Origin of the sequence: Paenibacillus glucanolyticus (genome assembly GCF_037333485.1) — a bacterium.
GTDB classification, from domain to species: domain Bacteria; phylum Bacillota; class Bacilli; order Paenibacillales; family Paenibacillaceae; genus Paenibacillus_AQ; species Paenibacillus_AQ glucanolyticus.
Genome location: NZ_CP147845.1, coordinates 5,471,161 through 5,496,951, shown reverse-complemented (window position 1 = coordinate 5,496,951; position 25,791 = coordinate 5,471,161). Strand labels below are relative to the sequence as shown.

Sequence of the window (25,791 nt, the reverse complement as noted above, 5' to 3'; positions counted from 1 at the left end):
CCTCCCTTCCCAATTCCAGAACCCTTACTGCCCTTTCGCAGGAATCGTCTCCGAAATGCGCTGCACATCGGACATTTTCCAAGCATAACGGCCACGGGAGTAATAGCTGAACTTATCCTCTTTTAAACTGACACACTTGTCTTGCCTGTCGGCACCGTTGTACAGCAGCGGCATACCACTTTGATAGTCTCTTCCGATTGACCAACACTCAGTCAGGTTTGCAATCGAAACGACTGCTCCAGTTGGCCGGTTATCGGCTGAATACCCGTGCCGCGCTAATCTTCCTTGATTTATGGCACCTTGTAGGCATCCCGGTTGATCTTCTTGTCGGCGTAAATGGCGAAGGACCAACGTACTTTGTTGCTCACCCACGAGTTTCGTTACCTTTTTCCAAGATAGTGATCAGCGTCGCCAAGTATGACAGTGTAGTATCCAGTTCTTTTGCATCATTAACGTCTCCCTGTACGATATCCAGTTGAATTCAGTATCCATAGAAATCTCTGTCATCATTCTCCCTATAGCTTTTAGCTATAACTAGTTATGATCTTTTGGTATGCCTTCTAACTCTGCTCGTCGTGATATGATATCGCTATACAACGAGGAGGTTATGTACATGACGGATAAGTTCCAGATCGTAGGAAGTTTGTTGCGGCCCGAAGAGCTGCTGAAATATAAAACGCAAATTGAACATCGTGATGATATCCAGTATCCGTTCTATGAGAATTTTGAAGGGTATGCCGAGTGCGAGACAGAGGCGATCACACAGGTCGTGAACAAGGAAATCGAGCATAACCTGTCGGTTATTACGGACGGCGAATTCTCCAAATCGATGTGGCACCTGGATTTTGTATGGGGCTTTGGCGGAGTTGAGCGTTATATCGCGGACCATGGCTACTTCTTCCGGGATGTGGACGGAACCTCGAAATATGAAACACGCAAAGATATTGGATTGCGCATTACGGGCAAACTGAGCGGAAAGAATCATCACTTCATTAAGCTGTTCAAACAGCTCCAAGATACGGCAGGCGATCAGCAGACGAAGCTTTGCGTACCGTCTCCTTCCCATATTTACGGTGAACTTTCCTGGTCGGATAACATTGGCGGCACGGATGCGGTTTATCAGAACAAACAGGAGCTTAAAGCGGGCCTTGTGAAGGCGTATAAGGAATTCGTGGAGGAATTCGCTGCGGCAGGCGGCAAAATCCTGCAATTCGATGATTGCTTGTGGGAGCTGTTTGCAGACGACAACCCGAACTCTCCGTTTACAGGGGAGCAAATCAATCAAGCGGAAGTACAGGGGCTCGCCACCGAATTTATTGATATTAATAATACCGTGATTGACTTCGGTCATAGCCTCGGCTTGAAAATGTGGACACACAACTGCCGCGGTAACTATGATTCCCGCAACATGGGCGGTGGATCTTATGCGAAAATCGCCAACCTGTTCCTGAAGCAGTTGAAATATGATCGCTTCTTCCTGGAATGGGATGATGATCGTGCGGGTTCGATTGAAGCACTAGAGGTTTTCAAGGACAGACCGGATACGGAGATTGTTCTGGGCTTGCTGTCTTCCAAAACCAATACGCTTGATGATGAAGCACGCGTCATCCGTCTGCTTGATGAAGCCTCCAAAATCATTGATAAGGACCGCCTGCTGCTCTCGCATCAATGCGGCTTTGCATCCTGTGATGGCGGTAACGAGCTCAGCGAAGCCGAGCAATGGGCGAAGATCAACCAAGGTCAACAGATTGCCAAGCAATACTGGAACAACTAAATCCGGATATACATCGTCTTGATCTAATAGGGATGACTCAACGGGCCGCTTATGGACCCTAGGAGTCATCTTTTTTTTATATGCAGCGTGTTGCAGCATCTGCAGCATCGAACAGGAGAAGCCTTCGTTGTTTTGATATGGGTTCCCACAAGGATATGTACTCGACTCAGGTATTCAAATATGCCACAATAGAGGATCAGGGCCGCAGGAGAATTGGCCTAAGGTACAGCAATACAAGCCGCAAGATCGCTAACAAATCTACGTTCCAATACTTTATACTAAATAAGCCAGAATATATCTAAGGAGCTGCAGAGTCCGATATGAACAAAAAAGAAGTCGCCAACATACGCAAGCAATTTAAGCTGGACCACGATTTACTGAATATTTACGATATTCTCAATGTCTATATTACGAAGGAAACGAATGAAATCTATCACTGGGAGCGTCTGCCGTTCGAGCTGGTGGATCGGGAGAAGCAGGAGTTATATATGGGTAATTTCAAAAAACTGCTGACCGGCGAACTGGATCAAAAATTGTTCGAATTGAGGTTTCAGGAAGCAGCGGAGGAACCGGCGCAGGTACTGCTTCACCAAGCTCTCGTATCGGGTGACCCGGAAGAATGGCAGGACTTGATGCTGATGCTTGTCGAGAGAATGCTGGCGGATGCCAAATATGAGCGTGATATGGTGGTCACGTTCGTTCGGGGACAGTATTATATGCCGACCAAGGCGAGAAACGATGAAGCGGAAGAGAGCGAGAAGAACGAGGTGTTTGCTCATCCGTTCATTTTATGCAGTGTGAATTCTACGGAGAAACAACGGAAGACGCTCCTGTTCGATTATGTGGAGAGGGAGTTCAAGTACAATGTCATTGTAGATCCGATTATCAAGTTAAGTACGCCGGAGCAAGGATTCCTGTACCCTAGCGTGACGGACAATTATTCCGATGTGAATCGTATTTTGTATTGTACGGGAAAATCGAATTTTCCGGATCCGCATTTTGTCGAACAGGTCTTGAATGGGGAAAGATCCGTAACGGCACTTGAAGAGCGAGCGATCTTCGAAGATATCGTCAAGGAAGTGGCCGGCGAACAGCTCGATTCAGCCACCATTGCCCAGGTGTACGAGGAAATCAACCGGGTGATCGAAATTAACGAAGAGACAAAGGAGGAAGAACCTCCGAAGCTGGATTATAAAGATCTGGAGCGCGTACTGAACGCAAGCGGCGTAGAGGACGTGACAACCGAGAAGGTGGAGCGGGCATTCGAAACGATCGTGGACAACAAGAACTATGAGATGAAGGCAACCAGCGTCCTGCCGAAGTTTACTTCCAAATCCATTAAGATCGAAACCAAGGTAGCTACGATTTCGGTTAGTCCGCAGGATTTAAGGTACATCAAACAGGTTAATTACCAAGGTAAACGCTGCATCATGATTGAAGTGGACGAAGATGTCGCGATTGAAGGGTTTACGCTCGCTTCAGAGACGCTTTTAAGTTAAACCACATTTCATTGCACAGCAAAGGTCAGGTGCCGCACCAAATAACCTAATAAAAAGCACTAACGCAACAGGAGATGACTTCGAATGAACAAAATGCTTTTGATTGTGATTACGGCCGCAACGCTGCTGACGGCTTGCCAATCGAACCCAGCGGATAACAACGGGAATGCCACAGGCAATAACGAACAATCCGCGCAGACTGAGACGTCGCAGCAAAACAATGAATCAGCCGAGGAAAGCCTAGACCACGGCGCGTGGTCTGCACTTCCCGAATATGACGTGATTGTTCGGAATATAGATTCGCAAGATTATACCTTTCGAACGGTAACCGATAACAAAAACGAACGCATTCTTCTGCTCACGAACCCAGACGGTGAGGAGAAATACAAGACCATTTTTATCAAGAACACGAGTCGCCTTAAAATCATTGATGTCGATGGTGGCGGACAACTCTTCAATGATATTTTGGAAAACAGTTAGAAGAATGGAACAGACCGCTATCCCTCAGTCGGATGGCGGTCTTTTTTTTCGCCTTTGGAAAATTCCGTTCGGATTCAGCCATTGTAAGCGCAGAAGGAGAAACAATGTGAGATAGGGGCCCTTCCGGATTCTTCGGAAGGGTTCTTTGTTTGCTTGAGGCTCGTGTTTCCTCAGGAATGGAGGGGAAATCCCTTAGCCAGTAGTTGAGCAAAACCCTTCTTGAGGCTGATGATGGAATACATCGCTTGTCGGGTGTCTCTTGTAACGTAGGGTGTAACATAGAGAGTAGACGCATCAAGGCCAACTGAAATTTTTAATACGAGGAGATGTAAGAAGTGGCAACGTTAATCGAATTCAAAAAAGTAACCAAGGCATATCAAATCGGCGAAGTGAAGATTCAAGCCCTTGCGGGCGTTGATTTCTCCATATCAGAGGGGGAATTCGTCGTTATTTTAGGAGCCAGCGGGGCGGGAAAAAGCACGATTTTGAACATTCTCGGCGGGATGGATACCGCCAGCTCAGGACATGTGTTTGTTGGGGATCAAGAGATTACGGGATGGAGCGAGAAGAAATTAACCGAATACCGCGGGGAGCAGGTTGGCTTCGTATTTCAATTCTATAACCTCATCCCGAATTTGAATGCGCTGGAGAACGTTGAATTTGCGACAGAGGTATGTAAGGACCATCTGGACGCCCGTGATATTTTACATAAGGTTGGACTAGCGAATCGCATGAAGAACTTCCCTTCCCAGCTCTCTGGCGGCGAACAGCAACGAGTTGCGATCGCGAGAGCGGTTGCCAAGAATCCCGCACTTCTGCTCTGCGACGAACCCACCGGTGCTTTGGATTACGTGACAGGGAAGTCAGTCTTAAAGCTCCTTCAGGATTTGAACAAGGAAACGAAGACCTGCGTCGTTCTGGTCACCCATAATTCGGCCATAGCGCCGATGGCGGATAAAGTGATCCGCGTCAAGAGCGGAAGGATCGAGAGCATCACGATTAATGATCACAAACAAAGCGTTGAAGGGATCGAGTGGTGATGAAGATTTTATCGTTGAAATTATTAAGGGATATGAAACAATCGATGGGACAATTCATAGCCGTTGTATTGGTTATCGCGGTGGGCGCCTTTTTCTACACGGGGCTGGTCACCTTAAGTGACAATCTTAGCGCCTATACGAAGGGGTATTTTCAAGAGCATAATTTAAGCGATCTGAACGTATTTTACAGTCAAATCTCTGCGGAGGACGCCGCTGGTCTACACAGTATGGAGGGCATTCATCATATCGAAGGGCGTTACACCGTTCATGCCACACAGTCCTTTGAAGATGCTAAAGCTGCACTAACACTGCATTCGATCCCTGCATCTAATGAAATTAACACGCCCAAGATGATTGAGGGCAGGATGCCAACCAAGCCGAATGAGATTCTATTGGACTCCCATTATGCCGAGGCGCATCATTACCGTGTCGGTGATCCCCTCAGCCTCCGTGTGAATGACAAGGATATGACGTTCACGATTAGCGGCCTGAATGAGAATGTGGAGCATGCCAAAAAGAACGAAACCCAGGATCATCAAGCTTATGGAGCAGCCTATATCCCCGAGGAGACCATATCTGAAATCGCAGGCAGCTTTTTTTACAATGAGATCCTGATTGATGCCAAGGATGGTTACGACATTGACAAGATAGGGCAGGCCATTGAAGCCAATTCCGATTCACTCCCTTATGTAAGCCAGATGAGCAAAGAACGGACCTTCAATTATTCCCAAATCCATCAAACGATTCATAACAATAAACTGATGAGCCGGGTGATCCCGATCGTTCTCTTCTTGATTGAAGCGGTGATCCTGTTTCTGATCATGTCAAGGATGATCGATTCCCAGCGCAATCAAGTGGGCATTATGAAGGGATTAGGGGTGAAAAATAGAAGCATCCTGCTTCATTACATGGGCTACCCTGTGCTGGCAGGTGTTATCGGCTCCATTCTGGGTTACGCCATCGCCGCCGCCCTGTTCATTCCGCTCATTACAACGTCGATTGGAAGATCCTACTCCCTGCCTGACCTGACGTTCACCCTTTCGTTTTTTACACTCCTTCCTCCGATGATATGCTCCAGCGCTTTTGGCATGCTGTCCTGTTATTTAAGCGGCAGAGCGATATTACAAGAACGTGCTGCTCAGGCGATGCGTCCGAAACCGCCCAAGAAGATGAAGAAGCTGCTCATCGAGAAAGTTCCCGGGATGTGGCGCCGGCTGCCATACAGCTACAAGATCATGCTAAGAAATATATTCCTAAATAAACAAAAAGCACTCGCAAGCTCGGTTGGTGTTGTGGTCAGTACCGTTTTGTTGATCACGGCTTTTGGCACGCAGACGGCCCTGCTCCAGGTAGCCGGCCAAATTGAGGAGGTAAATACGTATGACTTACGAGTCGATTATTACACGGGATCGTTCCCGGATACGGTAACACTGCCCCCTGGCATTGCAGACAGTTACGAATTGTCCACCTATCCTGTGGAATTCATCCAAGGGGAGAACAAAGAACAGGCTACGCTTGTGGTTACGGAGCAAGAGAATGAGCTGATCCACTTTTATGACGAAAAAGGGAATCGGCTATCGTTGGCAGATCATGGGGTGCTGGTACCTAAATCTTACGCGGATCAGTATCGTATTTCCGAAGGGGATATGATCCGGATTCAATTTACAGCACCGGAGCTTAATCAAACCAGCGTCGATATGAAGGTTCTGGACATATCCACACAGTATTCGAATCCGTCATTCTACAGCACACCGGGCTACATGAAGAGCTTGGGGATCGATTACGCTCCTTCCTCACGGTTAGTGAGCGTCGAGAGCGCTGCAGATCTGGCGAGCATTCGCGGCTTTTTTGAACAAGACCCGAAGGTGGATGCCATTGCAGACAAGGATGATCTCAAGAAATCAGCGCAATATATGCTGAAGCAAAACAGCTTTATCTTCATCATGTTTATCATCTGTGCGGTCATTCTGTCCTTCGGTGCCATCTACACGATCTCTTCCATCAACATATACGAAAGGAATCGCGAGCTTGCCACCCTGAAGGTATTAGGCTATCCCAAACGCAGAATCAACCGGCTGATCTTCTCTGAAAATATGTTATTAACCGCTTTTGCGGTCATTGTTGCCCTGCCGATCAGCGGTTATGTCTATTCCATCATCATCAGGGCGCTTTCGAGTACCCATCAGCAAATCCCGGATCAATTAAACCTTGTTATCATCCTGGCATCTGTTGTATTGGCGTTCATCCTGACCCTTATCTCCAACCTCATGCTTCGGAAAAAAGTAACGCGGATTCATATGATTGAGTCGTTGAAGGGTGTGGAGTGAATGGTAATATCTGAGTGTACGCGCAGTTGGACCTTGATCTATAATAAGGGCGTGGCATTCAATGACAAAATTTTATCGTGAATGGAATAGGAGAACAGGATGAGCAAACTAAAAATGGCCGTCATCGGCTTGGGACACATGGGTCGGCATATGATTCACCGCTTACTGCCGCAATATGCGGATAAGATCGAGTTGGTCGCGATTTGCGACAGTGATGCATCCAGTCTGGAGCGGGAAGTCGCAGAAGCAGGGATTCGTCCACGGCTGTACACCGACTATCGTCAGCTGCTGGACGAGGTGTCCATGGATCTCGTGTATATCGCGGTTCCGCCGTCACTGCATTATGACGTGGCCCGGATCGCATTCGACAAGGGCATCCACGTCTTCTGTGAGAAGCCGCTGGCTAACAGCTTGACTGAAGCCCGGAGTCTGGTGGAGCTGGCCGAGAAGGCAAATAGGCTCCATGCGGTGCATTTCTCGCTTCCGCTTGACCCGGCCGTACTGAAGCTGCAGGGATTACTTGAGGAGCAGGCGATCGGCCCGATCCACAGAATGGACCTATTCCTGGAGTTTCCGCAGTGGCCGAGGGCCTGGCAGCAGAATCCATGGATCACATCAAGACAGCAGGGCGGATATTTGCTGGAGGTTGGCATTCACTGGATCCAGATGATCCAGCAATTGTTCGGGCCGATTACGCATGTGAAGAGCGATATCGAGTTTCCGCCGGACTCCAATCAGTCCGAAAGCCGTGTCCAGGCCGTTCTCAGATTACATGATGAAATTGAGATTCATCTATCGGGAACCGACCAACGGGAAGAGGAGGAGCGTGTTTCCCTGGTGATCCACGGGGCAGAAGGTACCCTGGCATTGGAGAATTGGCGCAACCTGTACCAGGGCGGCAAGGATACCGGTCTGCAGCCTGTATCTGTGGACGACGTTGTCAGTCCGCTGCCTATCCTTAAGCAAATTGTTCAAATTTTGAACGGAGAGTCCGGTATCATCTATGATTTCCATGACGGGTATAATGCGCAGGTGGTTTTGGAAGCTTTGCGTAAGCCGGGTGAGGGCTTTACGGATGTAAGGCCTCAATTGATGGGGATCAAGCGGTAGGAGAAATGCAAAGACCTGATGGGTGAATGTTCGGGCAAAAAAAAAGCACCATCTTAGTTGGCGTCTCTCTGGTGAGACTGTTCAATGCGGTTGGGGAGCTTGTGGGTTTCGCTACCTTGGAGTAGGTTTATGACGAGGTTTCCCGCATACGACCGTTCACCGAGAACAGGGCCGTGCAGCATTGCAGTTGCGTGTGGCGGTTCGTGTGCAGTACCGACACCAGTAACTGCTCCGATATGTGCTGCATGTATTGGTGCATATGCAGTTATTGGTGCTGGTGGTATCGCTGGAGCGGTAGCTTGTTACAATTACCTGTGAGGTGACTAGATGAATAAGATTTTGGCGATCTCGATTTTAGGAATGGGTTTAACTGGTGCTGTTTTAATCATCTCGGTCGCTCTATTGTTCGAATCCCCAAAAGGAGATGTGTTGAAGATGGTTACTGCTGCTTCAACAGTAGCTTTCGTTATATTCGCTGTCTCGGCTTTAGTATTTCGTCGGCGATTAGATCAAAAAAAAGAGTAATATATTCATTAAATTAATAAAGTCGGTATTAAGGAGTAGACAAATTTGTCTACTCCTTTTTTATTACTATTGCAACCAACAGAAAATGATTTTTGTCTGGGAAAGTAAGGCTGTAAGCAGGATCATAAAGAAAGTAACGTAGCGCCTATTGTAAAAAAAGGTCAAATCCTTTTACCTGGAAAAAAGGGAGACTATTGAGCGACTAATGGATCTTGAGTGATATAAAGGCTATGTTGATTTGAGGGTGCATCCCGTGAGCTCGCAGGCTCACATTCATAGGGGCATCTCTTTAGTTTCTATAGAAATCGAAGATAGTTCATTAATTCTAAGGTAAGATACAATATGAATATACAATTAACCATGTAAAGGATGAGAATCTATGCCGGTTTACAATAAGCTAATTCGGGATCTGATTCCCCAAGTCATTGAAGCTACAGGCAAAGAATTTCGCACACGGATTTTGGATGAGGAAGAGTATAAGAAAGAATTGATCATAAAGCTCAAAGAAGAGTCGGAGGAATACTTTGCTGCTCCAAGTCCAAAGGAGTCGCTGGAAGAACTTGCAGATATGCTTGAGGTTATCCGGGCGTTGGCGGTCGTGCATGGGGCAACATGGGAAGAGCTTGAAGATTGGAGGGAGAAGAAGGCGAAAGCTCGAGGCGGGTTTCAGGAGCGGGTGTATTTAATTGATGTTGACGACAACGCTTAATGCGATCGAACGGGGAACTGAAGTAAAGGTTCTCGCTGGGGATGGAGTTGAACCTGGCTATGAATGCAAAGGCCGAACTTTTAGTATCTATAACGGTCTCAAAAAAGAAGGGAACGCGGATTGCGTGTGCTTCAATCTACAGGTTAGGGATGAAGAAGCATCATGAATCATTCGCACCGGACGAATTTGATCTTATTGTGGTGGGCGAATTCCATCATGCAGCTGGACCTGCAGTAGTTTGTAAGAGAGAAGGGATAATTAAAAGAAAGGAGTACCTGGCCAGTACTCCTTTCGTTGGACGTACGGAATCCTGCATGGTTTCACGGAATATGGTGAAGTTGAGCAGCGTTATGAAGACGTGAAGGAAGAAGCGGACGAGTTCCTTCGGAAAGTCTATTTTGCAAATGTAAAAAAGATTGCAGGTGGTGCCAAGGCCAATCATACAGACGTCGAGTAACGTATGCAGGAAACTGGCGAGCTTCTTCTTAAATCAACTCAGGATCGTCAATCCGATCTGGTTCTGTGCTGCGGCGATGTCCTACACGTATCTGATGAAGGAAATTCAGAAGATCCTTGAATCTTAAACTGGAAACTAACATTTTATTTCTCTAATTCCCTCTCATACCCCTCAATCAGTAGCGATGCTTTAACATGAAGCGCCCTTGCTAATGCCGCAATCGTGAGCAGGGTAGGCGCTTTTTCCCCATTCTCAAGTTCACTAATGTAAGACCGGTCCACACGGGAATAGAGGCTTAACTGATCTTGGGTGAGCTCTTTTTCTTTGCGAGTCTTTCGAAGAGCCCTGCCGAAGGCAAGTAACTCTATCGATTTATTACAATGATTAGTCACGTTATAACCCCTTATTGATAGTTAAATTCATCTTATGTGGTTCTATAAGGGAATTTCCGTAGGCTATTGCCTACAAAATGTTTACAATGGTATAGTACAGATACTGAAAAATACTAAATTGGATGACTAGATTACCTTCTTAGTTAAAAGGGAGCGAAGGAATTCATGAAATCGATGGTAGCAAGTGAGACCGACCCAAATGCGAATCCACCATTCCAGAAGGAAGCCGATTACTCTTACCACGATACGATGATTCTTTGTACTATTTCCTCTCAAGAATATATGAACTTATCCCTGCACTTCCTGGACAAAAACTTGCTTCATGTCAGTTTATTGTTATGCAACAGGGCACTAGAATCCATGCTCAATGCATTATATATAAAGAAGGAGAGAAGGCGACCAACATCCAATATTGTGTTAGACGACATACTGCGGATGTTTTCTAAGCATTCAGGGCTAAACGTAGAATCGTTGATATTTATACAGACCATATCCTATTTATCACATGAGAGCTCCCTCATCAGCAAAATACAACCTACATATTTAATGAACCTGATCAAGAGAGCGGATGCGCTCCTTCTTCAAATCGCCAGCCAGCTGGAATTGCACTATAAAACATATCACTCTGTTTTTGAAAAATAAAGCTAGTTATTATCTACTTCTCGAGTAATTAAATATAAGAGGGGTGATTGCGATGGACGTTAGAGAGTTTGCGAATCGCTTTCAAAAAAGGTATCCTGAAGTGGATAGATATGAGGTTGCAGATCATCAGGATATTAGCGAATTCGAGGATAGATTAGGGATGAAGCTGCCACAATCGTTCTGTACTTTTGTAAGCGAATTCTCTAATGGGATATTTTTACTGGATTGTGAACCTATCGGCGGGGTTAGCGAGAAATCCCCTTGTGGAACAGTAAGTAAGAGTAAAGTGATTCTTCCGGATCTTCCCGATAAAGTACACATTCGAGAGACAGATGAATTTATTGCCTCCCATCGTCTTATTTCTCTTACTATGTTTGATGCCGTTGCTAACTCCAATGATCACTGGGTATTCATATGTGAGGATGGAACCCCTAATAACGAATACAGATTAGGGTTTATTAGTCAAAGCTCAAAAGCCATTGTGAAGACATTATCCAGCTTCGAAGATTGGTTGACGATCTTTTGGGATCATGACAACGAGGATGAACAAGCTGTTCCGGTATTCAATACGTTTTATTCGACGTTGGATGATAGATTGGAAATATTAAGTGATTAAGTGCGGGGAGTTCATTTATATTTATTGTGAGAAAAAAGATTGTCGATTTATGATTTACTAAATGACGGAGAATTAGAGAAACTATGGACATTTTAATTATAATACTTGCAGTTATTATTATTGCTTACTTAATAGGCATTGATAGAAACATACGTATCCAAAATTTATACTTCAAAGAAGTAATTAAACGACTAGATATGTTACTTGAAAATAAAAAGTAAATGTTTTAAGTCTGATATTTGAGGGGAACTCCATTTGAGTCAAAAACACTCGTCATATGGAAACAGTAGAAATCATCAATGAAACTGGAATGAATGAACTAATGCTATTCGCCATTTAGGCAATAGAAAAAGGAAGCCGATCATATTGATCGGCTTCCTTTTTACACTAACACATATTGACCCATGGCTCCATATAATATTAATAACATTTTAAATGTGCCAATCCGTCTTTTATCGACTTTAACAAAAATTGGAATTGCTCCCGGTTTTTGAATTTAGTCACTTATTAAATAGAGCGAAAATTTATGAAGTTTTATTCGACTTGACAACAACTACAAGGCATTAATACTTCCTGTGGTCTTCCGGTGATAGGATCGATGTTGAATTTATCAATGTACATCCTACGGAGTGTGGCTAGTTGTGTAGATAATTCTAAACCGAACCGTTGGAACACTTCCTGTTCTTGCTTATCCATTTCATTTGTTTCATCGCTAGATATACATTTAGAATATGCTCTGACTGCTACATGCACAGCTTGGATACTTTTGAGCAATTGATCTCGACAAACCACTTTTATCACCCCAATTAGATTAAGTAATTCCATTTGTTACTATTTTTTAAATATAAAATGACATAATATCAACTTTTTGGTTTATTTATCATGTATACTAATCTATATTAAATTCAACAATGAATTGAAAGAAGGGAATTAAAATTATTAAGAAGCCTATCTTGATGTTAAATGCCGTTATTTTGTGTGGTACCTTGCTAATTGCTTGTGGAAATGAGCAGCCTTCAGTATCTCAAGACACTTCGAATCCGAATACTCAGAACCAAGGGAATAATAATGAATTAAAGTCTCAATTTCCCGATAATGGATACAGTATTAAACTGGATTCCATTACGGAGAACCACACTGTCCGAGCTCAAGTGAATACTGAGCATGGGGAACTTCTGGTTGTATCTAGGGGCAAAGAGGAAATTGGTCACATTGAGGTGCCAAGCGTCTTTGGAGCAGAAGGCGACTTCACTTTTAGAGGAGATTATGATGTAGTACTCAAAAATGATGGTTCCGAAAAAGTGATTAAGGAATTAAATGATTTCATATTTGTACAGAAAACCGATAAACCCCTTTCTTTTGAGAAAATCAGTTTTGATAAAGTTGATATTTATCTTCTTACTCCAGAATATACTGCTTCTAGAGGATATAATTCTTATGCATTTGGTATAGATAAAGAAAATGGGAAAGTTTTTTCATTAACATTTAAAACAGGAAATAACGAACGAGAAACTGTTAATTATGCAATTGATACCTTCCCAAAGAATGAAGATGGCATGTTGGTTGTATCTACTAGAAATACTGAAGAAGAGAACGCTGAACAAGCTATTGAAAAAATAGTCTACTCATTAGATATATCCAAGAAGCAGTTCGTATCAGAATAGATTAATTGGAAGAAAATGCACTTATCACCTTGATAGTGCATTTTTAATAGAATAATTAATACAAATTCGGCAGTCCGTATACATTAGGATCTGTTTTTTGGATGTACATTAAACTATTGAGACATGTATTATTGCTGTTAGTGATTGTTGTATCCATGCCAGGGTAAGGATGCTCTGCCCAAATTCGCCTTGTTGCATAGCTGTTAAGTGCAAATACTTGAGAATGACAGAAACCAGAGGCTGGTCCAGTGTAGTTCGGATCATAACCATCTTGTAAAGCTTTTACGGCAGCACGAATGCCAGGTGCGTTACCTCCAGCTCTAGAGTAAGCATAGCGAACATGGATGTAACCTTCTATCATCAGTTTGGCGTAAGCGGAAATGCCGTCCCGAAGAGTTGAAAAAATCAAATTACGTCCGGATGGTCTGGAATTATCATAAGTTCCACTGTATCCACAAGCTGAACGTTGGAAGGCGAAATTAAGTGTCGCTTGAATATCTGCGAGTCCAGTTGCTCCCCATCCATGCTCAAACCCCCATTGCGTTATGATCATTGCAACTGGCATTCCGTTAAGTCCACCGCTTTTTCTCCAACTTTGATAAGATACCCATTCAGCTAAAGCTAGAATATCGTAACGTGTTCCATTGTAAGTGATCGCTCCATTGACAGTATTACTAATGTTTGCTGCACAAGCCATTTTACATGACCTCCTTGAGATTTTTTATTGAACGCTTTATTGCTGGCGTTCTACTATATAAAGAGAAGTGAATATCTGATTTTACAACCGCTCTCGTATTTTATTTCAATTCACTAATATCAAAAGTTTGTATAACCTCGATCATTTTTACATAGAGTTCTTGTTTTAAATCTTCTCGATGATTGGCTGGGACTTGTAACAAAGAGGCTTTTATTTTAGGTATAAAGGATTCTAAAATTTGTAATGTTGCATTCTGATCGCGATTTTCCTGAGCTTGTACTAACAATTCAATCATCATAAAATCACTTCTTTACGTTTTTTTGTATTTCATTCTTCAATCCATCAATAGCCTCGCTTAAATCAGATATTTTTTTTTCAAAACGAATAAGTAGATACGAAGTAATTGCAATGGGAAAACCTAAATTAGCTATATAAGCAGTGAAGTCAACCTCCGACATTATTTCTCACCCTTTCGTTATTAACCAACGCAATTTAGCTAGTGCTTTTAATCGGTGTTTCGAAATATTCTGTTGAGATCCTCCCAATATCTTGGCTATTTCCTTGTCATTTAATTTTTGTACGTAAGCAAAAGAAAGAATCATTTGTTGTTGTGCTGGGAGGGATTCGTAAGCTTGATGAAGTAGTTGATCCGTAATGTGATCTTTTAAATTTGGTGGCACAGATTCTGAATCGAAAACTGTTAACAATGCTGACTCTTGATTTTCATTGTTGTCTAGCATCAGAGGAAATCGGTTGTCTTTCATTCGTCTCTTTTTGTCATAATTAATAGAGTTGTAGTAAATAAGATTAGCCATATACGCGATAAAACGACGATTTATATCCTCATTCTTTTTCAAAATAAGACCCCCTTCCTTTTTTGAAGAGAACACTCCTATCTAATAAAGAGAGGTATAATCCCATTTTTACAACCATTTCCCAAATATTGAACAAAAGTTGCTATATTTTATCATAAAGAACACTACGGCTAATGAAATAAAACGCATATATTTCTTACAAATCGAAACTTATTAAATTACGATATATTTTGGTTTTTGATGGTATTTTGAACTCTATTTAATTTGGGAATGAACTGAGATCCTGTAGAGAGATGGACTGGGATGTAACTGTGTAGGCCATAGTAAATTCTTTTAATGGGGAAGATTACTCTAATTGGGATGGGGTAAGGAGGTACCAAGTTCAGGCAAGATTCAGAAATTACTAGTTTACTAGATTTAACAATATGGATTACTTAATGAAGATATGAGACTTCAAAAATCTGAGGATTATTTATGTAGCTATCCCCAATATTCGCTTATTAATGATCTCTAAATGAAAAAAGGCCAACCCCCAAAGCCTACGATAAACGTAGTCACTTTAAGGTCAGCCTCTTTAAATATATGATATTGCCTCGCTCAACAACTTACTTCACACAGGACAGTAATATCTAATTAATACAATTGCTGCAAGACGTACAAACTCTGCGCATATGGCCGGAGCATTTCTTGCCGGAGCCATGCTGTGCGGCGGGAGAGTCGGTTGGTTCCGCTACCCTGGAGCAGGTCAATGACGGGGTGAGGGTGAAGATGACCGCATCCGGTCTCACGCCAGGCAAACACGGATTCCATGTGCATGAGAATGCGATTCAGGGTGGGGATTTCAAATCTGCCGGCGGTCACTTTAACCCGACAGATAAGCACCACGGCCTTGCGCATCCGCAAGGAAGCCATGTTGGCGATATGCCGAATCTGGTCGTAGGCGCAGACGGAACCGAGGAAGCGGAGATGATCATTCAGCATGGAACCCTTGAAAAGGGTCAGCCGAACTCGGTGCTGGGACGCTCGCTGATCATCCATGCCGGTGAAGATGATGGCGTAACCGATCCATCAGGGAATTCCGGCGACCGTGTGGCCGGCGGGAATATTCCCGAATAGTTGGTAAGCTGCTCGGGGATGGCTTTTGCAGCATAGGCATGCCATCAATAAACGCATCTCCACAGGGAGATGCGTTTTTTTCTAATGATGGTGCATCCATATCTAATAAAATGACGGGATGAGCATTTTTATGGAAGGAACCATCTTAGAACCGGCGGCCTGGCGGGGCATGGGCACCCGTTATTGTGCAGCGGTTATTCTAATGAAGGGCCTGTTCGATTTTCCAGTTGACATCGTATGTGATCTATCATATTATATCTCTTGTTGTAAATGAATGGCTTGCTGAATTGAATAAACCAAACTCTATCCTGTGGATGGAGTGGCGGAACTTTGTCAAAGAAATATTCTTTGGTTTCATTCGCCCCTTGTCAGTGAAATGACAAGGGGCTTTATGTTGTTATGGACCAGAAAGGGAAGAGGTTTACCATGAATATGAGGTTACTGAAATATGCTTTACTTGTTTTTTTAGGGGCATGCAGTTATGGATCGCTCTCTACCATCATCAAGCTTGGAATGAAAGATGGATTCAGCATGCAGCAGCTGGTAGGATCACAGTACTTTTTTGGATGGGTCATGCTGCTCCTGTCAGTCTTGTTATTTTCGCGAAAAAAGCTGGGGATGAAGCTGGGCCTCTCGTTATTAGTTGCTGGCATCACCATCAGTTTGACGGGCATATTTTACGGATTTGCCGTGGAGGAATTGCCTGCTTCGATTGCGATCGTTCTCTTATTTCAATTTACTTGGATTGGGGTGATTCTGGAGGCTATCGTTGATAGAAAGTTCCCGAGTCGCGAGAAATGCATTTCGATGCTCATCCTTCTTATCGGTACGATCTTAGCAGGGGGGATTCTTGAACCAAGTGTTGGTGGGATTACGGCCAAAGGTGTTATTTTCGGCTTAATGTCGGCCGTGTCGTTTGCCTTCTATATATTCGTAAGCGGGAGGGTGGCTACACAAGTGCCTGCGGTGAATAAAAGCTTGTATATGACCACTAGTGCCCTGATCATTATTTTGATGGTTTTCTCGCCTTCCTTCATTTATGATGGTGCGATTCCAGACGGACTTTGGAAGTTTGGTCTTCCTTTAGGGCTGCTGGGCATCGTGATTCCGGTCCTTTTCTTTTCCATTGGTGTACCGAAGCTGGGCTCAGGTCTGGGCGCGATACTGGGTGCGGCGGAACTTCCGGCAGCCGTGGTAGCTTCGGTGTTAATTTTGCATGAAGAGGTGTCGTTGCTTCGATGGGTTGGGATCATCGTTGTTCTGCTTGGCATTGCTACGCCGCAGCTTCTGCCGATATGGATACGGAAAAAATCCACAACCCCCCTACTTCCCAAGGTAGAAGAGTTATAAACTGCGAACTGAATCGTAGCTTTGCATGGGACGGTAATTCCCGCTCAACCGCAAGGCTCATATGTAAAAGACTGCCCCTAAAGCCTACGCTGACGTAGTTCCTTTGGGGGCAGTCGTGTTTAGCATGTGTGATTACGATGGCCTTACCATTTTACTTCGCGCTAGGCAGCAATTTATTCAATACAATCGCTGCAAGAGCAGCCGCTAGTATGGGTGAACCGAACAAATACTGCACGAATGTAGGCAATGTATATAAGAAGTCTTTAGGAATGAGTACTAACGCTAACGTCAAAATCATCGGTATGGCGATAATGTACATTTCTTTTTCACCGATTTTCTCGTTCTTCATAACCTGGATCCCGTTAATCGAGATGATCCCGCAGACGATGGCGAATACGCCTCCGATGACGGCGGTTGGAATTGAGGAGATCAAAGCGGCCAGTTTGCCTGAACAACCGAAGAGGACAAACCATCCGCCTACCGCAAGAAAGACCCGGCGGCTTGCCACACCCGTGATGGAGATAATGCCTGCATTGGTAGAGTAACCAGTGACCGGCGTAGAGCCGAGTCCTGAAGCAATCAGGCAGCTGATTCCTTCGCCGATGACGCCCCGATTAATATTTTTATCCGTTAACGGTTTATCAATGACGTTGCTGATGGCAAACCATGTACCCGTCGTCTCCGCCAGCAGGACGAGATAGATGATGACCATGGTGATAATCGCCGACAAGTCGAACGAAAAGCCAAAATCCTTAAATGGTATCTGCGGCATGCTGAACCAGCTGGCGCTGGCGACAGCGCTGAAATCCAGCACACCCATCAAGTTGGCCGAGATACAGCCGATAATTAACGCGATCATGACGGACGTAACCCGGAATATCGCGCCTCGCGTTCGGAACAGGGATCCCAGGATGACAAACAGGATGAGTGCAGCCGCTGAGATCAGGGCCAGCAGCACGTTTTGATTAATGGTTGCGTCCGTGGCGCCGTAAATATTGTCCCGGATGGCAACCGGCAATAAAGACAAACCTACAATGAAGATGATGGTGCCCCCGACAATGGGCGGGATGAAGGATTTCACGATTTTATTGAAAACTCCCGTATACCCCAAAATCACCACGAGGATTGCACCCACCAGGCTGGCACCCAGCACGGAGCTCCAACCGAGCTCCCCGCCTCCGCTGGCGGCATAAATCGCAACAATTGCACCGAGCGGAACATAGGATGGACCTTGCGCCATCGGCAGCTTCATGCAGAAATACGTTTGCACAATCGTGGCAAGCCCGGCTGCAATAAACGTGGATTGAATTAATGCACTGGATTGATTGGGCGATAAGCCGATTAACATGGCAATTAGGAAAGGAACAACATAAACGTCCATCGCGACGACATGCTGTAAACCGAGAATGGCGGATTTCCCGACAGATATTTTACCGTCAGGCGGAACCGTTAAATGCTGTGAGTTCGTTTGCGTGTTATCTTGTTTGTCTGCTTGTGTTTTCACTCCGATGGACACCTCGAATGTTTGGATTAATTGCGATATATCTTAGCGTGAATGAACCTTTTCTCCTTGTACCCAGACCTCGCGAATATGCTCAGGCCGTGCGAGATACATAATCTTCTGAAAAATATCTTGTACGTCCTCCAACTCATCAAAAATCGGCAGCTTCGCGGACGGCAGTCTCGTATCGATCACCTGCACATCCCATACGTAGTTTTCCTGAATACGGCCAATCGGCAAGCTTAGGCTTTCACCGCCTCCGGCCGTAGCCAGATAGAATGCCTCATGGACCGTGATCCGCGACTTGGGTACGCCGCGCTCGGCAGCCGGAAGGGAGGTGTTCACGCCATCCTCCAGCATCCTCGAAGACATCACGGCTTGTCTTATATTATCGAAGAGACTGGGCGAGAAGCCGCCGGATAGATCAGAGCCCAAACCAATCTCAACATTGTGGGCATGGAAGCGGGCAACCGGGATGACGCTATTGGCGAAATAGGCGTTGGATATCGGGCAATGCGCGATAGCGGTTCCGGTGTCAGCGAATAATTCGGCATCCTGATCATCGAGAAAATTACAATGAGCCATGACCGATTTATCACGCAGCAGGCCAAAATCATGCAAGGCAAACGCATCGTTTTTCTGGAATCGATCCTTCACATAACCGTGTGCCCAATCGCTTTCGCTGCAGTGGGACTGCACATACGTATCGTATTTGGCTGCCAGCTCGCCCAAACCCTTCAGCCCCGCATCGGTACAGCTTGGAATGAATCGTGGGGTGACGACGGGATACACGCCTTGTTTCGTGGTCTTGGCGAGTTCCTTGACAGCGATAATAAATGCTTCCGTATCCACCAATGCTGTGGATGTGTCTGCATCGCGGTAGTAATCCGGATTTTGCTCGGGATCGTCCATGACGACCTTCCCAACAAGTCCGCGCTGGCCTTTGCCCGCACAGATTTCGGCTAACAGCAGGCTGGCTTCCTTATGCACCGTGGCAAAATAAAGCGCCGTCGTGGTTCCGTTGGCTAGCAGGGTGCTTACCAAATCCTCGTAGACCTTTTGCGCAAACTCGAGATCGGAGAATTTCGATTCCAGCGGGAAGGTATAGGTGTTGAGCCAGTCATAGAGCGGAATGTCCAAAGCGGTTCCAGATTGAGCCCACTGCGGGGCATGAACATGCAAGTCAACAAAACCCGGAAGGAAATACTGTCCCTCCTCTAATCGATGAAAGCTGTCGCTGCCCTGATACGTATCCAGCAAGGATTGATATTCGGCGTCTTCCGGCGCCACGACTCGCTCAATCATTCCGTCCGCATTGATGCAATATAGACAGTCTGTTAACACTTGAATTTCGGTGGGAGATTTGCTTGAAAAAGAAGTCCCTTGAAACAATTGCATATATTTACTCATGTTTACCGCCTTAATGTTCGTTTTTTCGAGCGCTTTTGTCATTATAGTCCGTTAAAAAAGAGATGTCTATAGTATAAAGGCGAATAGATATGAGCGCTGGTCTGGTAGGGTGATCACTAAGTATGAAGGGTTGTCCTTGGAGAGAAATAGGGGCTATGATGAGTATGGAGTTCAGGATTCTCGTTTTATCCAACGTTTAATGAAACTTAAGTAATTGATAATATGTTTTAGTCAAAAAAAGAGCCAAGTTGGCTCGAATTATTTTTTGAACTCACTAATTCCTCACCTTTGACTCTCCAAATCTTCACACCGCTTACAAAAGTATTGGATTCTTTATCATATGTCACTTCCTGTGCCTCCAGCGTTTCGTTTAGATTTGTTACTACGATATGATCATTCTTAATTTTGTAAATTGATGTTTGGGCAGCAGTACCAACTGTAGCAACAATCTCATTGGTTCCGTCCTGCTCAATATCTGTCTCCACCGTATGCGCTTCAGCAATTGTTGTATATGCATTTAAATGAGTGATCTACGGCTCGATAACCATTGAGATGAGTGGATCTTCATGAAAGAAGGCTGCGGACGCAATACGTCCGGAGTCTTTTTGTATAAACAAGAGGATATCAGCTGGCCCACACAGAATAACTTGAAGCTGCCATTATTTTTGAGATTTGAAGAGGAATTGTAATGAAGACAAAATTGATCATGGTCGAAGGTCTGCCGGGATTCGGCAAATCGACGACGTCCCGTATGATTTATGATATTTTAACCGAAAGAAACATCGAGGCCCGGCTTGTGTTGGAAGGGGATATTGACCATCCGGTGGATTATGAGGGAACGGCGTGTGTGACTGAAGAAGAATTTGGGCAGTTGCTGCAAGCCGCAGGCACCTTGAAAGAAGTATTGATCGAGCGAGCCGCCCCAAAAGGCCGCTGGAAGCTCTTGCCCTACCAGAAGCTAAAGAACGAATACGGTACCTCTTTTCCGGATGATCTATATCATTCCTTGTCCAAGCAGGATGTTTACGAGCTTCCGCTGGACCTCAACAGGAGACTTATCACTGAGCGGTGGGAGGCATTTGCGGAGCAGACGTGAGATGAGGCTGCCGTTATGATTTTTGAGTGCTGCTTCATCCAGAATCCGGTGACCGTTGGCATGGTGAAATATCCGCTGGAGGGCGTTAAAGGGACGCTGGAAGTATTGGAAGCCCGGCGCAAGCTGGAGCACCGGATCTTGGACAGTCTCGGACTGAACAAGGAGCGAATCAACAACTCCCTTTATGATCAAGAGACGTACAGAACCATGCTGATGGACAAGCTGAAGCTGCATGGGGTCATCCAATAATGTTATTTTCGTAGATAAGGAAGGACGGTTTAATGAAGCGCTTATTAATGATCATGATGCTCTACGTAACGGCTCTATTGGTAGGTTGCGATAAGGAACCCGGTTGGGAGACGATGCAGCTTCTAGACGAACAGGTTGCCGAAATCCGGATTTCAGCGTTCGAGACATGGGACGAGATGAATGGGGATCCACTGCTGTCTTTCAAGGATGAGAAGGCTGTAATCGCATTTGAGGAAGCGATCCTTGCCGCTCGCAAGAAGCCGGATGATGCCAAACGAACGGACCCGAATTACGACGTGATGGTCATCTATGCCCAGCAATCTCCGATTCATGCCATCAAGCTGTGGTTGGGAGAAGAGGGTCAGGAAAGTGTGTTCAGCTACGGTTTCAAGGATTGGGGAGAAGATGTATATGTGGTTTCGGCCAAACATACGGATCGGATGAGAGAACTCATTTTGCCAGAGGGGCGTTAAAGCCGTTATCGGAGCCCCTCTCTTTTTCTGTTCAGTAGCTGGATATTATAGAAAGTATGAGTTTATTTATTGATTGTAAATATCTTTGGAATTAATGACTATTACCGAACGCCTCATCCCATAAAATAACGCCTTAGACGTATAAAATCAGGGGATTGGGAGATGAATGAATAACATTATTCAGGAGGCGATGAAGTGAAAAAGAAGACCAACAAGTTAAAATATATGGCTGGCGCATTTGTGGCCGGAGCCCTGCTGTTTACAGGAATTTTGTTCGCTGCTGCGAATCCCGAAGGAACTTTAGATGCGATGAAACACTCGATGTCTAAAATAAGCCACTATGTTAACGGCAAGGACAACTTCACCGCTGATGGCCCGTTTGCGAAACAAGGAACGGCGGCCTCGGATTCTAAGTTTCCTACCGGCAGCAGCGATGTACCCGCTCGCATGGTTTCGGATCCGGTTAACCAACCGGTGTTCTGGGACCAGGCTTTCAGGGAGGAAACTCTGGGGCATCTTGTAGTCAAGCTGTACAATGCGGCAGGAGAGTCTGTTGGTTCCGCTACCTTGGAGCAGATCAATGACGGGGTAAAGGTGAAGATTACCGCATCTGGCCTCACACCAGGAAAACATGGGTTCCATGTACATGAGAACACGATCAAAGATAGAGATTTCAAATCTGCTGGTGGGCATTTTAATCCGACCGACAAGCATCATGGCCTCAAGCATCCACAAGGAAGCCATGTTGGCGATATGCCGAATCTGGTCGTAGGTGCAGACGGTACCGTGGAAGCGGAGATGATCATCCAGCATGGAACTCTTGGAAAGAACCAGCCGAACTCCGTTTTGGGACGCTCGCTGATCATTCATGCCGGCGAGGATGACGAAGTAACCGATCCATCCGGAAATTCCGGCGACCGGGTGGCCGGGGGGAATATCCCGGAGTAACCCTGCAAGCAACAGGTAACATGTGGTTTGTAGCATATGAGAGCCAGTGAAAAACGCATCTCTATAGGGAGGTGCGTTTTTTGTGGTGGTTGTGCAGCGGGACGAAGAAGAAGAAAACGAATCCTGCCTTCAGGAGGTAATCAAAGGATCTTGTATAATTTATTAAAGGTCGATAATTTGACTTCATTCCGAATAATGTTTATACTTTGTATAAACATTTGTGTGAGGTGGTAGCATGTCGCAAGTTCAAAAATGGGGAAACAGTTTAGGCATTCGCATCCCAAAGGCACTGGCCATGGAGATAGGACTTGAGGAGGGATCAGAAATCGATCTTGACGTTGAAGATGGTCATCTCGTCATCAAACCACGGACCAACACACTGGAAGATCTACTTTCGAAAATAACGCCTGATAATATCCATTCCGAGGTTCAAACGGGTGAGCCGCAAGGACGGGAGTCATGGTAAAAGAACAATACATTCCTGATCGTGGCGACTTGGTATGGATTCAGTTTAATCCTCAATCTGGTCATGAGCAATCGGGGAAACGGCCAGCTCTTGTACTCTCACCTGTAACGTATAACGGTAAGGTCGGTTTAGCCTTATTTTGTCCGGTTACTTCCAAGGCTAAAGGCTACCCCTTTGAGGTTGTTATTCCTCAGGATTTACCGATAGAAGGGGTTATTCTTTCTGATCAAATCAAGAGTCTCGATTGGCAATCTCGCCAAGCCAAGTTTATTTGCAGAGTTCCTAAGGAGACCTTGAATGAGGTTTTGTCTAAGGTAGATTTATTGATTCATTAATTGAAAATTATTGTATACAAACCGCTCCTTCGTTTCGGTTATATTGGAGCGGTTTTTCTATAATCGAAATCAAGATATACATCGAGTCGAACATTCTGAGCCAGGCGGAGCACACGAAGGAAGTCATCCTTGCGGAAGCTTTGCAATAAGATTCGAGAGGCATGTCAAATTAGAGGCAGGAACCCCATTTAAACTCTCCGCATCATACGTGCTAAAATAGAACCATCATACGGAGTTATTGGAGGTATCTTCATTGAACATTCAACTGGGCCATTTTGAAGTGAATTCCGGACAATTGGTTGTGGCCGATCCTTGTTATGAATTGGAGACGAACATTATTATTATGGGCGTGTTGGAAGGCGTATTGAATGGAACGTGGGCAGGGGAAGTGGAGAAGGTGGAAATCCCGGATTGGGGCGAAGCCAACGCCAAGCTAACGGCTTACCATCACTCGGCAGTTGAACAGGGGGCATTCCTGGAGTGGATCAAGTGTCCTTTTATAGCTGGGGTGGATAGCGGGCAGGCGGGTATTTTTGATATTCAAAAGTACCGAATTCCGGATGCGGATTCAGCATCGGATAGCTCGGACACGGATACGGAATGGTATTATGCCTGCTGCGACATCACCGAGAGCGGAGAAGAAGCGGGTGTCCTGGATGGGGGCGTCGTATCTCGTACCGGCATGGGCGATGGAGCATACGGCGTGTATAAGGCCGTGAATGAGTTGGAACAGGTGGTTGGCGTAAAAATTGTGTTTATCAAGAGTTAGCGGAGTGCCAATGAAACGAAAATAAGCAAGAGTGAACAGCCATGGAAGGGGATTCTTTTATGGCTGTTTGGCTGGTCGTCCGTGTATCCACCTGAGGAGGAGTAAAATGGCTTCGTAAGGGGCTACTGAGCCGAATGAGCCTACCTATTAACCAATAACATACATATTCACCGGGATGCTATCGAACCTCATTTTAATCGCTTTCTCTTTCATTTCTACTGGATAGCTGACTCTTGTTGCCAACGCAAAAACACCTCCAAAGTTGTCCCCATTTCTTACGAGATGGTTGCTTTCTATTGAAGGTGTTTTTAATTTGTCTCACGTTATAGGATCAGTCCCAGGAAACTCACGCTTTTTTGTAATTACTCGTAGACATTACCTGCTCCAAATACATCATAACTCATATTTGTAATTCTTATACGAGCATTCGTTATTGGCGAAGCACTAAGAGATATGCTTTCACTGTACCACGTTCCATTTTGTGGATAGTTACCATTTACCGTTTTTTGTCCATACCAGTTAACATTTCCTCCTGATAAAGGTTTAACAATTTCGTAACGAACTGACGCTGTACCAATTCTATCATTCTGCCAACCATGTACAGTTACAGAGCCTCTAGAAATATTGAAATTTGTTTGTCCAAGTAAAGGTTGTTGACCAAAAAGGTCAAAAGAATAATATACTAATTCAGCAAATGGCTGGATAGTTGTTTCAGGTTCCTGAATCATTTTATGAATTGGTGTTCCAGCTTTGACTTTAAGATAATCTGATGAACCTGGGTCAAGATTAACTTCTAAAGGCTTTATTATAACCTTCCACCCCTGTTCAGTTTTGGAAACGGTGTATGGGAGAGGAGGGTAATTATCTACGTCTGTATATGTAAGTTGGACTTGGAGTTGATATTCCGTATCATTAATGTTTTCAACTTTGAGAATTTCGTAGCTAACTAAAGTGTCTGTTGCAAATTCATTATATCCTTTTTCTCTACTCTTATTGTCAATGTAATTTAGATCATTAGAATACTCAATCATTCCATTTACATCATTTTTAAGTAAAGCCTTAAAATAGAGGTGTGCAACATCCAATGCTTCATTGCTTTTTTCAACCGTGTTCGCTGAGGTGGCAAAGATTGAAGTACTCAGAAAAAGACTAAGTAAAAGAAATAAGGGCATGATTTGTTTTAACTTGTTCACAATTTCCCCTCCCAATATTTTTTGTACACGCTTATATTACAATAATAGGAAAATATTTTCAATAATATTTTCACTATTTTTAGACATGTTTGGCTTTATATACGTCTTACAGTAAAGAAAAAAGTTTGGAGGTGAGGT

At 44.7% G+C, this 25,791-nt stretch carries 28 protein-coding genes and 1 pseudogene; 19 read left to right on the top strand and 10 right to left on the bottom strand.

Annotated features, from left to right (window positions below):
* Positions 1–24: 24 nt before the first annotated feature.
* A complete protein-coding gene (locus WDY75_RS25730; RefSeq protein WP_172963989.1) occupies positions 25–174 on the bottom strand; it encodes a hypothetical protein in 150 nt (49 codons plus the stop codon).
* A gap of 439 nt (positions 175–613) precedes the next feature.
* Between WDY75_RS25730 and WDY75_RS25725 the strand changes: the two genes are divergently transcribed.
* The 8 genes from WDY75_RS25725 to WDY75_RS25690 all read left to right on the top strand — a co-directional run bounded on the left by WDY75_RS25725 (position 614) and on the right by WDY75_RS25690 (position 9,464).
* Entirely contained in the window at positions 614–1,774 is a 1,161-nt protein-coding gene (locus tag WDY75_RS25725) for a cobalamin-independent methionine synthase II family protein (protein WP_063478660.1), read from the top strand.
* Positions 1,775–2,094: 320 nt separating this feature from the next.
* On the top strand, positions 2,095–3,273 hold the full coding sequence (locus WDY75_RS25720) for a DUF4317 domain-containing protein (RefSeq protein ID WP_063478662.1): 1,179 nt from the start codon (positions 2,095–2,097) through the stop codon (positions 3,271–3,273).
* An 84-nt stretch (positions 3,274–3,357) separates the two neighbouring features.
* On the top strand, positions 3,358–3,753 hold the full coding sequence (locus tag WDY75_RS25715) for a hypothetical protein (protein ID WP_063478663.1): 396 nt from the start codon (positions 3,358–3,360) through the stop codon (positions 3,751–3,753).
* 335 nt (positions 3,754–4,088) lie between these two features.
* Positions 4,089–4,793, top strand: a complete 705-nt coding sequence (locus WDY75_RS25710) for an ABC transporter ATP-binding protein (RefSeq protein ID WP_006208385.1) — start codon at positions 4,089–4,091, stop codon at positions 4,791–4,793.
* A complete protein-coding gene (locus WDY75_RS25705; RefSeq protein ID WP_063478664.1) occupies positions 4,793–7,120 on the top strand; it encodes an FtsX-like permease family protein in 2,328 nt (775 codons plus the stop codon). Before WDY75_RS25710 ends, WDY75_RS25705 begins: the two co-directional genes overlap by 1 nt.
* Before the next feature lie 99 nt (positions 7,121–7,219).
* Positions 7,220–8,230 (top strand): Gfo/Idh/MocA family protein, encoded by a 1,011-nt coding sequence (locus WDY75_RS25700; protein ID WP_063478665.1) that lies wholly within the window; start codon positions 7,220–7,222, stop codon positions 8,228–8,230.
* Between the two features lie 327 nt (positions 8,231–8,557).
* Positions 8,558–8,755 carry a hypothetical protein gene (locus WDY75_RS25695; RefSeq protein WP_006208388.1) on the top strand — a complete coding sequence of 66 codons (198 nt, stop codon included), beginning with the start codon at positions 8,558–8,560 and terminating at the stop codon, positions 8,753–8,755.
* 379 nt (positions 8,756–9,134) lie between these two features.
* Positions 9,135–9,464, top strand: coding sequence for a nucleoside triphosphate pyrophosphohydrolase (locus tag WDY75_RS25690; RefSeq protein WP_063478666.1), 330 nt, complete (start codon positions 9,135–9,137; stop codon positions 9,462–9,464).
* 600 nt (positions 9,465–10,064) lie between these two features.
* Here the strand turns inward: WDY75_RS25690 and WDY75_RS25685 are convergent.
* A complete protein-coding gene (locus WDY75_RS25685) occupies positions 10,065–10,313 on the bottom strand; it encodes a helix-turn-helix domain-containing protein (RefSeq protein WP_063478668.1) in 249 nt (82 codons plus the stop codon).
* Positions 10,314–10,478: 165 nt separating this feature from the next.
* Between WDY75_RS25685 and WDY75_RS25680 the strand changes: the two genes are divergently transcribed.
* From WDY75_RS25680 to WDY75_RS25670, 3 genes are all read left to right on the top strand, one after another.
* Entirely contained in the window at positions 10,479–10,955 is a 477-nt protein-coding gene (locus tag WDY75_RS25680) for a hypothetical protein (RefSeq protein ID WP_006208393.1), read from the top strand.
* A gap of 52 nt (positions 10,956–11,007) precedes the next feature.
* Positions 11,008–11,571 (top strand): SMI1/KNR4 family protein, encoded by a 564-nt coding sequence (locus tag WDY75_RS25675; protein ID WP_063478669.1) that lies wholly within the window; start codon positions 11,008–11,010, stop codon positions 11,569–11,571.
* 956 nt (positions 11,572–12,527) lie between these two features.
* The gene (locus WDY75_RS25670) at positions 12,528–13,235 is read left to right on the top strand and encodes a hypothetical protein (protein ID WP_063478670.1); all 708 of its coding nucleotides are present in this window, start codon (positions 12,528–12,530) and stop codon (positions 13,233–13,235) included.
* A 55-nt stretch (positions 13,236–13,290) separates the two neighbouring features.
* Here WDY75_RS25670 and WDY75_RS25665 read toward each other — a convergent pair whose 3' ends face one another.
* The 4 genes from WDY75_RS25665 to WDY75_RS25650 all read right to left on the bottom strand — a co-directional run bounded on the left by WDY75_RS25665 (position 13,291) and on the right by WDY75_RS25650 (position 14,789).
* Entirely contained in the window at positions 13,291–13,932 is a 642-nt protein-coding gene (locus tag WDY75_RS25665) for a glucosaminidase domain-containing protein (RefSeq protein ID WP_063478671.1), read from the bottom strand.
* A gap of 100 nt (positions 13,933–14,032) precedes the next feature.
* Positions 14,033–14,230, bottom strand: coding sequence for a helix-turn-helix domain-containing protein (locus tag WDY75_RS25660; RefSeq protein WP_063478672.1), 198 nt, complete (start codon positions 14,228–14,230; stop codon positions 14,033–14,035).
* A gap of 4 nt (positions 14,231–14,234) precedes the next feature.
* Positions 14,235–14,390, bottom strand: coding sequence for a YvrJ family protein (locus tag WDY75_RS25655; protein WP_082834300.1), 156 nt, complete (start codon positions 14,388–14,390; stop codon positions 14,235–14,237).
* Between the two features lie 6 nt (positions 14,391–14,396).
* Positions 14,397–14,789 carry a sigma-70 family RNA polymerase sigma factor gene (locus WDY75_RS25650; protein ID WP_063478673.1) on the bottom strand — a complete coding sequence of 131 codons (393 nt, stop codon included), beginning with the start codon at positions 14,787–14,789 and terminating at the stop codon, positions 14,397–14,399.
* Between the two features lie 645 nt (positions 14,790–15,434).
* Here WDY75_RS25650 and WDY75_RS25645 point away from each other — a divergent pair.
* Both WDY75_RS25645 and WDY75_RS25640 read left to right on the top strand, forming a co-directional pair.
* Positions 15,435–15,863: a superoxide dismutase family protein gene (locus WDY75_RS25645; protein ID WP_338841195.1), complete on the top strand. Its 429-nt coding sequence runs from the start codon at positions 15,435–15,437 to the stop codon at positions 15,861–15,863.
* 432 nt (positions 15,864–16,295) lie between these two features.
* The gene (locus tag WDY75_RS25640; RefSeq protein WP_063479747.1) at positions 16,296–17,213 is read left to right on the top strand and encodes an EamA family transporter; all 918 of its coding nucleotides are present in this window, start codon (positions 16,296–16,298) and stop codon (positions 17,211–17,213) included.
* Positions 17,214–17,364: 151 nt separating this feature from the next.
* Here the strand turns inward: WDY75_RS25640 and WDY75_RS25635 are convergent, their stop codons facing one another.
* The 3 genes from WDY75_RS25635 to WDY75_RS25625 all read right to left on the bottom strand — a co-directional run bounded on the left by WDY75_RS25635 (position 17,365) and on the right by WDY75_RS25625 (position 20,609).
* Positions 17,365–18,717 (bottom strand): uracil-xanthine permease family protein, encoded by a 1,353-nt coding sequence (locus WDY75_RS25635; protein WP_063478674.1) that lies wholly within the window; start codon positions 18,715–18,717, stop codon positions 17,365–17,367.
* Between the two features lie 42 nt (positions 18,718–18,759).
* A complete protein-coding gene (gene guaD / locus WDY75_RS25630) occupies positions 18,760–20,124 on the bottom strand; it encodes a guanine deaminase (protein WP_063478675.1) in 1,365 nt (454 codons plus the stop codon).
* A 227-nt stretch (positions 20,125–20,351) separates the two neighbouring features.
* A complete protein-coding gene (locus tag WDY75_RS25625; protein WP_063478676.1) occupies positions 20,352–20,609 on the bottom strand; it encodes a hypothetical protein in 258 nt (85 codons plus the stop codon).
* 203 nt (positions 20,610–20,812) lie between these two features.
* On the opposite strand from WDY75_RS25625, the pseudogene WDY75_RS25620 reads away from it, so the two are divergent.
* From WDY75_RS25620 to WDY75_RS25595, 6 genes and pseudogenes are all read left to right on the top strand, one after another.
* Positions 20,813–21,469: pseudogene (locus tag WDY75_RS25620) on the top strand (hypothetical protein).
* A gap of 32 nt (positions 21,470–21,501) precedes the next feature.
* Positions 21,502–21,942: a hypothetical protein gene (locus WDY75_RS25615; RefSeq protein ID WP_063478677.1), complete on the top strand. Its 441-nt coding sequence runs from the start codon at positions 21,502–21,504 to the stop codon at positions 21,940–21,942.
* 195 nt (positions 21,943–22,137) lie between these two features.
* Positions 22,138–22,890, top strand: coding sequence for a superoxide dismutase family protein (locus WDY75_RS25610; RefSeq protein WP_036640785.1), 753 nt, complete (start codon positions 22,138–22,140; stop codon positions 22,888–22,890).
* 235 nt (positions 22,891–23,125) lie between these two features.
* On the top strand, positions 23,126–23,356 hold the full coding sequence (locus WDY75_RS25605) for an AbrB/MazE/SpoVT family DNA-binding domain-containing protein (RefSeq protein ID WP_006208406.1): 231 nt from the start codon (positions 23,126–23,128) through the stop codon (positions 23,354–23,356).
* Entirely contained in the window at positions 23,350–23,691 is a 342-nt protein-coding gene (gene mazF, locus WDY75_RS25600; protein ID WP_006208407.1) for an endoribonuclease MazF, read from the top strand. Before WDY75_RS25605 ends, mazF begins: the two co-directional genes overlap by 7 nt.
* Positions 23,692–23,944: 253 nt before the next feature.
* The gene (locus WDY75_RS25595) at positions 23,945–24,460 is read left to right on the top strand and encodes a DUF4241 domain-containing protein (protein ID WP_063478678.1); all 516 of its coding nucleotides are present in this window, start codon (positions 23,945–23,947) and stop codon (positions 24,458–24,460) included.
* Positions 24,461–24,822: 362 nt separating this feature from the next.
* Here WDY75_RS25595 and WDY75_RS25590 read toward each other — a convergent pair whose 3' ends face one another.
* The gene (locus tag WDY75_RS25590) at positions 24,823–25,653 is read right to left on the bottom strand and encodes a hypothetical protein (RefSeq protein ID WP_036640781.1); all 831 of its coding nucleotides are present in this window, start codon (positions 25,651–25,653) and stop codon (positions 24,823–24,825) included.
* Positions 25,654–25,791 lie beyond the last annotated feature (138 nt).

Excerpts from the sequence above, each read along its gene's own strand:
- WDY75_RS25715 (WP_063478663.1), top strand. The coding sequence starts at position 3,358 with ATGAACAAAATGCTTTTGATTGTGATTACGGCCGCAACGCTGCTGACG.
- WDY75_RS25700 (WP_063478665.1), top strand. The coding sequence starts at position 7,220 with ATGAGCAAACTAAAAATGGCCGTCATCGGCTTGGGACACATGGGTCGG.
- WDY75_RS25690 (WP_063478666.1), top strand. The coding sequence starts at position 9,135 with ATGCCGGTTTACAATAAGCTAATTCGGGATCTGATTCCCCAAGTCATT.
- guaD (WP_063478675.1), bottom strand. The coding sequence starts at position 20,124 with ATGAGTAAATATATGCAATTGTTTCAAGGGACTTCTTTTTCAAGCAAA.
- WDY75_RS25720 (WP_063478662.1), top strand. The coding sequence starts at position 2,095 with ATGAACAAAAAAGAAGTCGCCAACATACGCAAGCAATTTAAGCTGGAC.
- WDY75_RS25680 (WP_006208393.1), top strand. The coding sequence starts at position 10,479 with ATGAAATCGATGGTAGCAAGTGAGACCGACCCAAATGCGAATCCACCA.
- WDY75_RS25615 (WP_063478677.1), top strand. The coding sequence starts at position 21,502 with ATGAAGCGCTTATTAATGATCATGATGCTCTACGTAACGGCTCTATTG.
- WDY75_RS25640 (WP_063479747.1), top strand. The coding sequence starts at position 16,296 with ATGAGGTTACTGAAATATGCTTTACTTGTTTTTTTAGGGGCATGCAGT.
- WDY75_RS25675 (WP_063478669.1), top strand. The coding sequence starts at position 11,008 with ATGGACGTTAGAGAGTTTGCGAATCGCTTTCAAAAAAGGTATCCTGAA.
- WDY75_RS25695 (WP_006208388.1), top strand. The coding sequence starts at position 8,558 with ATGAATAAGATTTTGGCGATCTCGATTTTAGGAATGGGTTTAACTGGT.
- WDY75_RS25665 (WP_063478671.1), bottom strand. The coding sequence starts at position 13,932 with ATGGCTTGTGCAGCAAACATTAGTAATACTGTCAATGGAGCGATCACT.
- WDY75_RS25655 (WP_082834300.1), bottom strand. The coding sequence starts at position 14,390 with ATGTCGGAGGTTGACTTCACTGCTTATATAGCTAATTTAGGTTTTCCC.
- mazF (WP_006208407.1), top strand. The coding sequence starts at position 23,350 with ATGGTAAAAGAACAATACATTCCTGATCGTGGCGACTTGGTATGGATT.
- WDY75_RS25705 (WP_063478664.1), top strand. The coding sequence starts at position 4,793 with ATGAAGATTTTATCGTTGAAATTATTAAGGGATATGAAACAATCGATG.
- WDY75_RS25605 (WP_006208406.1), top strand. The coding sequence starts at position 23,126 with ATGTCGCAAGTTCAAAAATGGGGAAACAGTTTAGGCATTCGCATCCCA.
- WDY75_RS25725 (WP_063478660.1), top strand. The coding sequence starts at position 614 with ATGACGGATAAGTTCCAGATCGTAGGAAGTTTGTTGCGGCCCGAAGAG.
- WDY75_RS25730 (WP_172963989.1), bottom strand. The coding sequence starts at position 174 with ATGCCGCTGCTGTACAACGGTGCCGACAGGCAAGACAAGTGTGTCAGT.
- WDY75_RS25660 (WP_063478672.1), bottom strand. The coding sequence starts at position 14,230 with ATGATGATTGAATTGTTAGTACAAGCTCAGGAAAATCGCGATCAGAAT.
- WDY75_RS25670 (WP_063478670.1), top strand. The coding sequence starts at position 12,528 with ATGTTAAATGCCGTTATTTTGTGTGGTACCTTGCTAATTGCTTGTGGA.